12 protein-coding genes are annotated in these 12145 nt (G+C 70.5%); 5 read left to right on the top strand and 7 right to left on the bottom strand.

Annotation, left to right across the window (positions count from 1 at the left end; genetic code table 11):
* Nucleotides 1–12 precede the first annotated feature (12 nt).
* Both JAV51_RS12750 and JAV51_RS12745 read left to right on the top strand, forming a co-directional pair.
* Entirely contained in the window at nucleotides 13–486 is a 474-nt protein-coding gene (locus JAV51_RS12750) for a hypothetical protein (RefSeq protein ID WP_197320916.1), read from the top strand.
* Nucleotides 487–559: 73 nt separating this feature from the next.
* Nucleotides 560–1042 (top strand): hypothetical protein, encoded by a 483-nt coding sequence (locus JAV51_RS12745; RefSeq protein ID WP_197320915.1) that lies wholly within the window; start codon nucleotides 560–562, stop codon nucleotides 1040–1042.
* A 36-nt stretch (nucleotides 1043–1078) separates the two neighbouring features.
* Here the strand turns inward: JAV51_RS12745 and JAV51_RS12740 are convergent, their stop codons facing one another.
* Nucleotides 1079–1999, bottom strand: a complete 921-nt coding sequence (locus JAV51_RS12740; protein ID WP_197320914.1) for a 2-hydroxyacid dehydrogenase — start codon at nucleotides 1997–1999, stop codon at nucleotides 1079–1081.
* 71 nt (nucleotides 2000–2070) lie between these two features.
* Here JAV51_RS12740 and JAV51_RS12735 point away from each other — a divergent pair, with 71 nt between their 5' ends.
* A complete protein-coding gene (locus tag JAV51_RS12735; protein ID WP_197320913.1) occupies nucleotides 2071–3258 on the top strand; it encodes a sorbosone dehydrogenase family protein in 1188 nt (395 codons plus the stop codon).
* Here the strand turns inward: JAV51_RS12735 and JAV51_RS12730 are convergent.
* Genes JAV51_RS12730 through gatC form a run of 4 tightly spaced genes read right to left on the bottom strand, consistent with a single transcriptional unit; the run spans nucleotide 3218 to nucleotide 7069 of the window.
* Nucleotides 3218–3760: a hypothetical protein gene (locus tag JAV51_RS12730; protein WP_197320912.1), complete on the bottom strand. Its 543-nt coding sequence runs from the start codon at nucleotides 3758–3760 to the stop codon at nucleotides 3218–3220. The two genes, JAV51_RS12735 and JAV51_RS12730, sit on opposite strands and share 41 nt — an antisense overlap.
* A gap of 2 nt (nucleotides 3761–3762) precedes the next feature.
* Nucleotides 3763–5268 (bottom strand): Asp-tRNA(Asn)/Glu-tRNA(Gln) amidotransferase subunit GatB, encoded by a 1506-nt coding sequence (gene gatB, locus JAV51_RS12725; RefSeq protein WP_197320911.1) that lies wholly within the window; start codon nucleotides 5266–5268, stop codon nucleotides 3763–3765.
* Nucleotides 5265–6773, bottom strand: a complete 1509-nt coding sequence (gatA, locus tag JAV51_RS12720; protein WP_197320910.1) for an Asp-tRNA(Asn)/Glu-tRNA(Gln) amidotransferase subunit GatA — start codon at nucleotides 6771–6773, stop codon at nucleotides 5265–5267. The genes gatB and gatA overlap by 4 nt, the downstream gene beginning before the upstream one ends.
* Nucleotides 6770–7069 carry an Asp-tRNA(Asn)/Glu-tRNA(Gln) amidotransferase subunit GatC gene (gene gatC, locus JAV51_RS12715; RefSeq protein ID WP_197320909.1) on the bottom strand — a complete coding sequence of 100 codons (300 nt, stop codon included), beginning with the start codon at nucleotides 7067–7069 and terminating at the stop codon, nucleotides 6770–6772. Before gatC ends, gatA begins: the two co-directional genes overlap by 4 nt.
* Before the next feature lie 203 nt (nucleotides 7070–7272).
* Here gatC and JAV51_RS12710 point away from each other — a divergent pair, with 203 nt between their 5' ends.
* A complete protein-coding gene (locus JAV51_RS12710) occupies nucleotides 7273–7926 on the top strand; it encodes an amino acid-binding protein (protein ID WP_197320908.1) in 654 nt (217 codons plus the stop codon).
* 299 nt (nucleotides 7927–8225) lie between these two features.
* Nucleotides 8226–8843 (top strand): hypothetical protein, encoded by a 618-nt coding sequence (locus JAV51_RS12705; RefSeq protein ID WP_197320907.1) that lies wholly within the window; start codon nucleotides 8226–8228, stop codon nucleotides 8841–8843.
* 241 nt (nucleotides 8844–9084) lie between these two features.
* Here JAV51_RS12705 and JAV51_RS12700 read toward each other — a convergent pair whose 3' ends face one another.
* Both JAV51_RS12700 and ligA read right to left on the bottom strand, forming a co-directional pair.
* Nucleotides 9085–9585, bottom strand: a complete 501-nt coding sequence (locus JAV51_RS12700) for a GNAT family N-acetyltransferase (RefSeq protein WP_197320906.1) — start codon at nucleotides 9583–9585, stop codon at nucleotides 9085–9087.
* A gap of 385 nt (nucleotides 9586–9970) precedes the next feature.
* On the bottom strand, nucleotides 9971–12145 hold the full coding sequence (ligA, locus tag JAV51_RS12695) for an NAD-dependent DNA ligase LigA (protein WP_197320905.1): 2175 nt from the start codon (nucleotides 12143–12145) through the stop codon (nucleotides 9971–9973).

The following is a 12145-nucleotide window of genomic DNA, read 5'->3' as shown; positions in this document are numbered from 1 at the left end:
GGGGACGACAGCATGGCGGGCAGGATGACCCAGGCCGACCGGATCGCGATCCTGGAGGCCGCGGGGTTCACGGTGCTCGGAGAGGTCGAGGAAGCCTCCGGCGTCACGCCGCTGGCGGCGATCAAGGCCGCGGCCTCGGGTGGCGTGGTTCCTCGGGTCCGGATCGCCTCGGCCGACGACTCGGACGACGACGCGGACGACGACGTCTTGGACCGGACCGAGCAGGCGTGGCGGGACACGGGCCGCGACGTCGGCCTGTTCGACGATGACGGCGCGTGCCTGATCTGCCTCACCGGCCCCGGCGCCTCGACCCTGCCGTGGCTGCTCGCCCGCCCGCCCGAGCGAGGAGGTTTCCTCCCCGTCTTCCAGGAGCGCACGACGACATTCGAGTTCGTCGCCGCGTCACCGACGGGCAGCCCGATCGTCGCGGTGTCCGAAGAGGAAGACGAACACTGGATCGTCGTGACGTCGGTGGACGACCGCTGACGTCACGACGACGCCGTACGACACCGACGACACCCAGCATTCCAGGTCCGCCCACCGACCCCGGAGCGTGTTGATGACCGGCCCCGACCTCACCCGCGACCCTCGTATCGCCGCGGCGATGGCACAGCTCGAACAAGCGGAGCTCGGCCTCGACCGCACCATCAGCAGCGCGAAACAGCTCGACGCGACGATGGCCAAGTCCAGCCTCTCACCGGAGGACATCGAGCAGATCGCCGAGCACGCCCGCAGCAAGGACGCCCCCAAGGAACTGCGTGAGCTGCAGGCCCGTATCGACAAGGGCGACCTGTCGTGGAACGACATCGCCGCGGGACGCTTCCTCGACGATCCGCAGGTCCGCAGCGCACTGGCGGGCGGCGTCGAGGGCATGCGGCAGGCCTACGTGATGATCCAGGAGGGTCACGAGCTCGACGACATCATCGAGCCCGGCGGCCCGCCGTCGGCGACCACGCCGGGCTCCGGTTCGACGTCCCGACCCGCGAACGAGGACGGCGACCCGGACGACGACGACTACTTCGGCGGCTCCGTGATGCGATAGCGGTGCGGGCCGCGCGAGGTCGGCACCGCACCGAGGTCAGTACTCGCCCTGCACGAGGTTGTTCGGCAGTTCCCCACGGACGTACCGCGCGATCTCGGCAGCCGCCACCTGGTACGAGCGGCGGCGGAAGCCACGGACCGCGCCGCCGACGTGCGGGGTGATCATCACGTTCGGGGCTGTCCACAAGGGATGGTCCTCGGGTAGCGGCTCCGGGTCGGTGACGTCGAGCGCGGCGCTCAACCGACCCGCCGTGAGCTCGGCCAGCAACGCGTCGGTGTCCACCACCGGCCCGCGCGCGGCGTTGACGAGCAGAGCGCCGTCGGGCATCGCGGCGAGGAACTGCGCGTCCACCAACCCGCGAGTCCGGGACGTCAGCGGGGTCATCAGCACCACGACGTCGGCGTCGGGCAACAACTCCGGCAGCTCGTCGACCCCGTGCACGCCCTCACGCGGGGTCGAGCCGACCATCGTGACCCAGGCGTCGAACGGCAGGAGCCTGCGCCGCAACTGCTGCCCGAGGTCGCCCGCACCGACCACGAGCACCCGGCTGCCCTGCAACGTCGGCATGGTCCGCGGGCTCCACTCGCGACGACGTTGGGCGTCGACGAAACCGGACAACCCCCGATAGTGGGACAGCAGGACCGCCATGACCCACTCGGCGGTACTGCCACCGTGTGCCCCTCGGCAGGTGGAGAGCAGGACCCCGTCCGGCACGCACGTGGTCCACTCCTCGGCGCCCGCGGAGAGCAGTTGGATCAACCGGAGCTTCGGCATGCCGTCGAGCAGAGGCTGCAACGTGGCCGGTGAGGCACCCGGCACGAGCACCTCCGCCTCGGCGGCCTCGGCGGGCAACCCGTCGCCGAGGGAGTCGACGTCGTAGCGCACGGCTCGCACGTCCGGCACCTCCGACAGAGCGGTCATGCCGTCGTCGTGGGGAATCAGCACGGTGATGGTCACCCCACCATCGTGACCGATGTGTCCGCACCCACTTACCCGAGGTTCACCTCCCCCGCCTTAGGCTGGCTGTCGTGCGCAGGGGTCCGAGACGCTCATGGTCGGCCGTGGTCCTGGCGGCCGTCGCCGTCGTGCCCGCGGGATGTGCCGAGTTCGACGACTCGACCGCCGCCACCGACTGGCGCGACGCCCCGGAACTCACCGCGGAAGCGGCGCCTCAACCTCAACTCCCCGAAATGGGCGAGAGCTCCGGCCCCGGAAGGCCACCCAGCTCCGAGACGTCCGTCCCGCCGCCCGAGGGGTGCACCGACTACGACCAGGCCGTCATCGCCACGTGCCTCGACACCGTGTCCGCCGTGGCTCCGCTGCCGTCGGACGGCTCGTCGATCAGCGCGCTGGCGGGCGAGCGCCGCAGCGGGCGGGTGTTTCTCGTCGGCACCGGCGGCGAACCGCAGGAGATCGCGAAGCTGGACGTCGACGCCACGGGCGACGGCGGACTCACCGGGCTCGCGTTGTCCCCGACGTACGCGGAGGACGGCCTCGTCTACGCCTACATCACCACGTCCGACGACAACCGGGTGGTGCGGTTCTCCCAGGGGCAGGCGCCCAAGCCGGTGCTCACCGGCATCCCGAAGGGGTCGACCCGCAACCGTGGCGCCCTGCTTCCCGGCGCCGACGGCACGTTGCTGGTCGCCACCGGCGACGCGGGGAAATCGACCGCGAGCAGCGATCCCGCCTCGCTCGCGGGCAAGGTGCTCCGGATCGACACCTCGGGCAGACCGGCGAAGGGGAATCCCACCGCCGACTCCCCCGTGTACGCGCGGGGCCTGCGTGCTCCCGGCGGCCTGTGCGGCACCTCCGACGGCGCGCGGCTGTGGGTGACCGACCGAGCGGAGCAGCACGACGCCGTCTACCGGGTGGAAGCGGGGGAACCGCTCTCGGTGCCCGCGTGGACCTGGAAGGACCGCCCCGGTGTCACCGGGTGCGCCGACTGGACCGACACACTCGCCGTCGCCACCGACGAGGCGGGCAACCTGCAGAACCTGCCGTTGACGGAGGACGGATCGATCGGCGGCGACCCCCAACTGACCCTCGACGGCGAGAACGGCACGTCCTACGGCCGCATCGGCAGCCTCACGCAGGTGACCGGCGACGTCGCCGTCGCGGGCACGGTCAACAAGGACGGCGGCAAGCCGGTGTCCAGCGACGACCGCGTCGTCATCATCGTGCGCGAGCCGTCCTCCGGCTCGGGCCGCGACTGACCCCCGCCCGCACGTCCAACACGGCCGCCACGAGCGAGACGAGCACCGCCGCGGCACCGAGGTACCGACCCGGCCCCGCGTCGAACGTCACGCCGCTCTCGGTGAGGAAGTCCCGTTGCTCCGAGCCGAACTGCCAGCCGACGAACACCCAGGCCAGCACCGTGGCACACGCCGCGACCGACGCCGTCACCAGCCACAACTGCGGCAACCCTGCCGTGCGCAGGGAGCGACGCTGCCCGAACGGCACCACACACGCCCCGGCGACCACCACGAGCAGCGGCGCAAGCCAGCCGAAGAACGTCGCCCGCCACACCGAGCGGTGCACGTCCTCGGACGGCAACTCCGCCAGCGCGGCACTCACCTCGGGATGCTCGGCGCCCAGGTTCGTCCACGGCAGGAACAACGAACCGACGGCGAGCAGCCCGGCCACGAGGCCGAGCCACTCCCGCCACGACACCCGAGCGAGCGACCATCCCGGTTCCCGACGGTCGCGCGTCGACACGGTCAGGCGCCGACCCTCTCCAGGACCAGCTCACGGACGCGCTTGGCGTCGGCCTGTCCCTTCGTCGCCTTCATCACCGCACCGACGATGGCACCCGCAGCCTGCACCTTGCCGCCGCGGATCTTGTCCGCCACGTCCGGCTGCGCGGCCAGCGCCTCGTCGACGGCCGCGATCAGGGCGGAGTCGTCCGACACGACCTTCAGGCCGCGCTTCTCCACGACGTCGTCGGGCTCGCCCTCACCGGCCAGCACGCCCTGCACGACCTCACGGGCGAGCTTGTTGGTCAGCTCGCCGGAGTTCACCAGCTCGATGACCCTGGCCACCTGCTTCGGCGTGATCGGCAGGTCGGCCAGCTCCACCTCGCGGGCGTTGGCCTGCTGGGTCAGGTACTGGACCCACCAGCTCCGCGCCTCGTTCGGCTTGGCACCGGCCTCGACCGTGGCCGCCACCAGGTCGGCCGCGCCCGTGTTGATGAGGTCACGCAGTTCCTCGTCGGTGAGGTTCCACTCCTCCTTGATGCGCTTGCGGCGCTCCCACGGCAGCTCCGGCAGCGTCGTCCGCAGCTCCTCGACCCACTCGCGCGACGGCGCGATGGGCACCAGATCGGGCTCCGGGAAGTACCGGTAGTCCTCGGCGGTCTCCTTGGCGCGGCCGGGCGCGGTGGTGCCGTCGGCCTCCTGGAAGTGCCGGGTCTCCTGCCGAACGCTGCCACCCGAGGCGAGCACGGCCGCCTGCCGCGTCATCTCGTAACGCACCGCGCGCTCGACACTGCGCAGCGAGTTGACGTTCTTCGTCTCGGTCCGCGTGCCGAACTCCGTCGTCCCCTTCGGCATCAGCGAGACGTTCGCGTCGCACCGCAGTGAACCCTGGTCCATGCGGACGTCCGAGACGTCCATGGCCCGCAGCAGGTCACGCAGTGCCGTCACGTACGCCCGCGCCACCTCCGGTGCGCGCTCGCCCATGCCCACGATCGGCTTGGTGACGATCTCGATGAGCGGGACACCCGCGCGGTTGTAGTCCAACAGCGAGTGCTCGGCACCGTGGATGCGGCCCGTCGCGCCACCGACGTGCAGCGACTTGCCGGTGTCCTCCTCCATGTGCGCGCGCTCGATGTCCACGCGCACCACCTCGCCGTCGTCGAGCACCACGTCGAGGTAGCCGTCGAACGCGATCGGCTCGTCGTACTGCGAGGTCTGGAAGTTCTTCGGCATGTCCGGATAGAAGTAGTTCTTCCGGGCGAACCGGCACCACTCGGCGATCTGGCAGTTCAGCGCGAGGCCGATCCGGATCGCCGACTCCACCGCCTTGCCGTTGACCACCGGCAGCGCACCGGGCAGCCCCAGGCACGTGGGGCACACGTGGGTGTTCGGCTCGCCCCCGAACTGGTTCGGGCAGCCGCAGAACATCTTGGTCTTCGTGTTGAGCTCGACGTGCACCTCGAGCCCGAGCACCGGGTCGTACGACTCGACGACCTCGGCGTAGTCCATCAGGTCGGCAACCGCAGTCACGGCGTCGGCGCTCCCTTCAGCTCAGGCATCTTGTCCAGCACCGGGCCACGGGCGGTCTCGTACGCCGCACCGACCCGGTAGAGCCGATCGTCGGCGAGGGCCGGAGCCATGATCTGGAGGCCGACCGGCAGACCGTCGTCGGCGGAAAGCCCGCTCGGGACGCTCATCGCCGCGTTGCCCGCGAGGTTCGCCGGGATCGTGGCGAGGTCCGCGAGGTACATCGCCATCGGGTCGTCCACGCGCTCGCCGAGCTTGAACGCCGTGGTGGGCGTCGTCGGCGACACGAGCACGTCCACCTTCTCGAACGCGGCCGTGAAGTCACGCGCGATCAACGTGCGCACCTTCTGCGCCGAGCCGTAGTAGGCGTCGTAGTACCCCGACGACAGCGCGTAGGTGCCGAGCATGATGCGGCGCTTCACCTCGGGGCCGAAGCCCGCCTCCCGCGAGGCCGACATGACCTCCTCGGCGCTGTGCTCGCCGTCGTCGGAGACCCGCAGGCCGTACCGCATCGCGTCGAAGCGAGCCAGGTTGGACGAGCACTCGCTCGGCGCGATCAGGTAGTACGCGGGCAGCGCGTAGGAGAAGTGCGGGCACGAGACCTCGACGATCTCCGCACCCAGCTCGCGAAGCTGCGCGACCGCGGCCTCGAACGAGGCCAGCACACCCGGCTGGTAGCCCTCGCCGGACAGCTCGCGCACCACGCCGACCTTCACCCCGGCGAGGTCGCCTGCGGCACCCTCGCGCGCGGCCTGCACGACGGGCGGCACCGGCGCGTCGATCGAGGTGGAGTCGAGCGGGTCGTGGCCCGCGATCACCTCGTGCAGCAACGCGGCGTCGAGCACCGACCGCGCACACGGACCGCCCTGGTCGAGCGACGACGAGAACGCCACGAGGCCGTACCGCGAGACACCGCCGTAGGTCGGCTTGACGCCCACGGTTCCGGTCACGGACGCGGGCTGCCGGATCGAGCCACCCGTGTCGGTACCGATGGCCAGCGGAGCCTCGAACGCGGCGATGGAGGCCGACGAACCACCACCGGAGCCGCCGGGCACCCGCTCCCGGTCCCACGGGTTGCGGGTGGGACCGAACGCCGAGTTCTCGGTCGACGACCCCATCGCGAATTCGTCCATGTTGGTCTTGCCGAGGATCGGCACACCCGCCTCGCGCAGCTTGCGCGTCACCGTGGCGTCGTACGGCGGAACCCAGTTCTCCAGCGTGCGCGAGCCACACGTGGTGGGCATGTCGCGCGTCGTGAAGACGTCCTTCAGCGCCAGCGGCACACCCGCGACGGCCGACGCGGGCTGCTCGCCCTTCGCCAACGACTCGTCCACCGCGCGAGCGGACGCGACCGCACCCTCGGCGTCGACGTGGAGAAACGCGTGGATGTCGGAGTCCACCTCGGAGATCCGGTCCAGATGGGCCCGGGTCACCTCTTCGGACGACACCTCACGGGAATGAATCTTCTCCGCCAGTTCGGCGGCGGACAGCCTCGTCAGATCGGTCACTGCTCTTCCCCAAGAATGCGCGGCACCCGGAACCGTCCGTCCTCCGCCGCCGGCGCACCGGCCAGCGCCTGCTCCTGGCTCAGGCCAGGACGCACCTCGTCGTCGCGGAAGGTGTTCGTCAACGGCACGGCGTGCGACATGGGCGGGACGTCGTCGGACGCGACCTCCGACACCTTCGCCACCGAGTCCAGGATCTGATCGAGCTGGCCCGCGAAGACGTCCAGTTCCTCCTCGGTGACGGCCATCCTCGCCAATCTGGCCAAATGCGCGACCTCGTCGCGGGAAATGTTCGACACGCGGGCGACTCCCGGGGGGTTCTCGTTCTCGACACGAGTGATTGTCGATTTCGGGTGTTTCCCAGGGCAGTCTATGGCGTGCGGCCCCGATCGCTCGCCTCGGGTCCGGGCCATGGCGACTACCCATGCGGGGACGGAACTGTCACAATCATCGGTCGGCGAATGCGAGTAGCGGACAGGTCGGCCGAGGAAAGGGGTCCACGTTGTCTTTCCTGATCCGGGTCCAACTCCCGGACAGCCCCGGCACCCTCGGCGCCGTGGCGAGCGCTCTGGGTCTGGCGGGCGCCGACATCCTGAGCGTCGACGTCGTCGAACGGGGCAACGGCGTGGCGATCGACGACCTGGTCGTCGAACTGCCGTCCGGGCGGCTCCCGGACACGCTCATCACCGCGGCCGAGAGCGTGGAAGGTGTCGAGGTCGACGCGGTCCGCCCCTACGCGGGCGTGCTCGACACCCATCGGGAACTCGAACTCGTCGAGGAGATCGCCGCCGACCCACGTGAGGGACTCCGCCTGTTCGCCGACGGTGTGCCACGGATCGTGCGCGCCGGGTGGTCGATCGTGGTCCGCTACGACGACGGCGAGATCACCCGCCTCGCCTCGTCCACGGCGGCACCGGAGGCACCGTTGGGTGAACTGCCGTGGCTGCCGTTGGAGCGCGCCACGGTGCTCGACGCCGAAGCCTCGTGGGTGCCCGAGATGTGGCGCGAACTCGGCACCGAGTTGGCGGCCACGCCCGTGGGCAAGCCCGACCGGGCGCTGCTGGTCGGTCGCCCCGGCGGCCCGATGTTCCGCGCGGCCGAAGTCGCCCGCCTCGCCCACTTGTCCGGCATCGTGGCAGTGGTCCTGGACTCCTGACGGCGTGTCCGCACCTCCTGCACGCGTGTCCTCGCGCTACGGCCGTGTGTTCGCACCATGTGCACGCGTGTCCGCGCTCCTTACACGCATGTCCCCGTCTCGTGCGCGTGTGTCGACGGCACGCTCGGCGGCACGCCGGGTACGCCCGTCGCTCCACGAACGCAGGTCGGCAGCATCGGCCCACACGATCGCCGCTCATCGTGGGGTGCGGCCTGGGCTCGGCACGTCAAGCTCGGTACCGCTCGCATCCCGGTACACCGGTCGGCACGGTCGTCGAACCACCCTCCGGGGCTCCTGACATGCTCGGACCGGCCCGCGACGACGACCGTGCGTACCGCGTGCAACAGCGCCTCGCCGTTCCCGTCCTCACCGCGAGTGTCGTGTCTGTCCCGGCGGTGTTCCTCGCGACCACGCCGGGACCGCTCGGCGTCGTCGGTACCGTGCTGAACTGGTTGTCCCTCGCCGTCCTCCTCGGCGAGTCGGTGGCGCTGCTGTGGACGAGCGGCAATCTGCGGACCTACCTCCGCCGGTACCGTTCGCAGCTGATCGTGGTGGGCATCGCCGTGCCGGCGGTGGTGTTCGTCGTCGGGCCGTTCCAAGTGCTACGGCTCATGCTGGCGCTCGGCACGTTCCGCATCCTGCGGGTGCGACGTATCCTGCGCGCCGGTCGGATCGTCGTCCATCGGACCGGTTTGGACGGACAGCGTGGCCGGTGGGTTCTCGCGGCAGCCGTCGCACTCTCTCTCGTCTTCTCCGCCGTGGTGTTGTCAAACCCGGAGTCACGTAGCCGACAACTACTCGATCGGGTGATCGACCACATGGGTGTCGGGGGAACGGCGTTGCTGGTGCTGGGCCTCGTGACCGTCGGCCTGTGCGTCACCGTGCTGCTGCGCCGCGACACCCGCGGCTGGCCGTGATTCGGTGTCTCCGCACCGCACTCGCGCGTGTCCGCATCCCACGCACGCACGTTCGCGCCGTATGCCCGCATGTTCGCACCCTGCGTCACCGTCATGCGTGCACAGGACGGCGACACGAGTGCGCAGGACGCGGGCAGCCGTACACCGGCTGCAGCCATACGTACGGGAAGTGCGGACACACGTACGGGAAGTGCGGACACGCGGGCGTGGGGTCGGGACACGCCGGGGCGGGGGCTTGGGGTCAGAGGTCCCTCGTGAAGGCCATGAGGAGGAGGCCGCCGTCGGTGTGCCAATCGCGCTCGGGAGCGCGGGAGAAACCGAGCCGCTCGTACAGGCGGTGGGCCGCGGTCATGGCTTCGAGGCTCGCGAGCACCATGCGCTTCGCGCCACGCTCGACCGCCAGGTCGAGGCTCGCGCGCGTCAACGCCTCCCCCACACCGCGTCCCCGCGCGTGGGGAGCCACGGCGACCATACGCAGTTCGGCCTCGCCCTCCCGGCACATCTGGGTCAGCGTCGACCCCGGCAACGCGACCGTGGCCGTGCCCACGACCCGTCCGTCGACGTCGACCGCCACCCACAGCACTCCGTGCTCCGCGCGTCGCGCCGCGTTGCGCAACGACGCCGCGTAGGCCCTGCCGTCGGGATGGTCGAGGTAGCCGTTCACGCGGTAGGCCTCGACGGTCACGTCCCCGGCGGCAGCCCACTCCTCGGGGCGGGCCACACGAACCTCGAAGTCACTCACGAATCAGACTTCCTTCCTCGGACGACGATGCGGGACGAGCGGCAGCGACCAGACCGGAAAGCGGAGGCCGGAGTCGGGACAAGCGTCCGTCGAGTCCCGCGCCGATGAGGTCGGCGAGGTGGACGACGGAGGGTAGTCCGGTGGCCGGCCCGGTCCCCTTCGGGCTCGGTGGAGGCGGTACCGGGCAGTGCGCTCGGCATCGACCCGCTGACGACGCCCGCGCGCACCCGGTACCGACCCGCTGACGAGGTTTCCGCTCACAGCATCCGTCCGCTGACGAGGGAACCCACTCACGCAGCATCCATCCGCTGACGGAAACCCGCCGTTCACGCGACACCGACCCGACGGCGCCTGAAATGACGGCACCGCCCACCGGGAGGACCGCTCACTCGGCGTCGGCGCGCTCGGCGACCTCCAGGGCCCGGTCGGGACCGTGTTCGAGCAGCACGCGGAAGCCGTCCTCGTTCAGCACGGGCACCTTCAACTGGACCGCCTTGTCGTACTTCGACCCCGGCGCGTCGCCCACGACCACGAACGCGGTCTTCTTCGACACCGAGCCCGCCGCCTTGCCGCCGCGCGCCATGATGGCTTCCTTGGCCTCGTCGCGGGAGAACTCGGCCAGCGAGCCGGTGACCACGATGGACAGTCCTTCGAGATTGCGGGGCACCGACGTGTCGCGCTCGGCCTCCATCCGCACGCCGGCGCGACGCCACTTCTCCACTATCGCGCGATGCCAGTCGACCGCGAACCACTCACGTACGGCGCGCGCGATGGTGGGGCCCACGCCGTCGACTTCGGCGAGCCGTTCCTCGTCGGCCGTGTCGATGGCGTCGATCGACCCGAACTCCCGGGCGAGCGCCTGCGCGGCCGTGGGACCGACGTGCCGGATCGACAACGCCACCAGCACCTTCCACAAGGGACGGTCCTTGGCCGAGTCGAGGTTGTCCAACAGCCGCCTGCCGTTGGCGGAGAGCGCACCGGCCTTGGTGACGAAGAGGTCGACGCGCAGCAGTTTCTCCTCGTCGAGGTCGAACACGTCGCCCTCGTCGGTGATCACACCGGCGGAGAGCAGGGCACCGGCCGCCTCGTACCCGAGCACCTCGATGTCGAACGCGCCCCGGCCCGCGAGATGGAACAACCGCTCCCGGAGCTGCGCCGGACACGACCGGGCGTTGGGGCACCGGATGTCGACGTCGCCCTCCTTCTCGTGCCGGAGCTGCGTGCCGCACTCCGGGCAGCGGGTGGGCATGACGAACTCGCGCTCGTCGCCGGTACGCACGTCGACCACGGGGCCGAGCACCTCGGGAATCACGTCGCCCGCCTTGCGGATCACGACGCGGTCGCCGATGAGGACGCCCTTGCGCTTGACCTCCTCGGCGTTGTGCAAGGTCGCCATCGACACCGTGGACCCGGCGACCTTCACCGGCTCCATGACGGCGTACGGCGTGACCCGGCCGGTGCGGCCGACGTTGACGCGGATGTCGAGCAACGTCGTGTTGGCCTCCTCCGGCGGGTACTTGTACGCGATCGCCCATCGCGGCGCACGCGAGGTGGCGCCGAGGCGCCGCTGGAGCGACACGTCGTCGACTTTCAGCACCACGCCGTCGATCTCGTGGGAGGCGTCGTGCCGGTGCTCGCCCCAGTAACGGATGTGCTCGAAGAGCCCCTCACGGGAGTCGATCACCTTGCTGTACGGCGACACGGGCAGCCCCCACGCCGCCAGCGCGTCGTACGCCTCGGACTGGTGCTTGGGGTCGAACCCCTCGCGTTTGCCGAGTCCGTGGCAGATGAGGCGGAGGGGCCGGGTGCGGGTGACCTTCGGGTCCTTCTGCCGCAGCGACCCGGCGGCGGCGTTGCGTGGGTTGGCGAACGGCGACTTGCCCACCTCGACGAGCTGGGCGTTCAGGTCGGCGAACTCCTCGACGCGGAAGTACACCTCTCCCCGCACTTCGACGAGGCGCGGCACAGGGAACTCGTCGGTGGGCGTGAGCCGGTCGGGCACGTCGTTCATCGTGCGGACGTTGAGCGTGACGTCCTCGCCCGTCCGGCCGTCGCCGCGCGTGGCCGCCCTGACGAGCTTGCCGTTCTCGTAGAGCAGGTTGACGGCGAGCCCGTCGACCTTGAGCTCGCAGAGGTACCGGGTGCTGCCGCCGATCTCCTTCTCGACGCGGTCGAGCCACGCCGACAGCTCGTCGATCTCGAACGCGTTGTCGAGACTCAGCATGCGTTCGAGGTGGTCGACGGCATTGAACTCGGTGGAGAACGTGCCCCCGACCTGCTGGGTCGGTGAGTCCGGTGAGGACAGCGCCGCGTGTTCGGCCTCGATGGTCTCCAGCTCGCGCAGCAACCGGTCGAACTCGGCGTCGGAGATCGTGGGCGCGTCGAGAACGTAGTAGCGGAACTGGTGGCCGCGGATCTCCTCCACCAGCTCGGCGTGCCGTTCCCGCACCTCGGCGGGGACGTCGGTGATGTCGTCCGCCTCGCGCGTCACCTCGGCGTCGCCCGCGACGACGCCCGACTCCGCCAGCTCCTCGTTGGTCGCCAGGTCCTCAGTGCTCAC

The sequence above is a fragment of the Saccharomonospora sp. NB11 genome (genome assembly GCF_015910535.1).
In the GTDB taxonomy this organism is placed as follows: domain Bacteria; phylum Actinomycetota; class Actinomycetes; order Mycobacteriales; family Pseudonocardiaceae; genus Saccharomonospora.
This window is presented reverse-complemented; position numbering and strand designations above follow the sequence as displayed.

Excerpts from the sequence above, each read along its gene's own strand:
- JAV51_RS12745 (WP_197320915.1), top strand. The coding sequence starts at position 560 with ATGACCGGCCCCGACCTCACCCGCGACCCTCGTATCGCCGCGGCGATG.
- JAV51_RS12705 (WP_197320907.1), top strand. The coding sequence starts at position 8,226 with ATGCTCGGACCGGCCCGCGACGACGACCGTGCGTACCGCGTGCAACAG.
- JAV51_RS12750 (WP_197320916.1), top strand. The coding sequence starts at position 13 with ATGGCGGGCAGGATGACCCAGGCCGACCGGATCGCGATCCTGGAGGCC.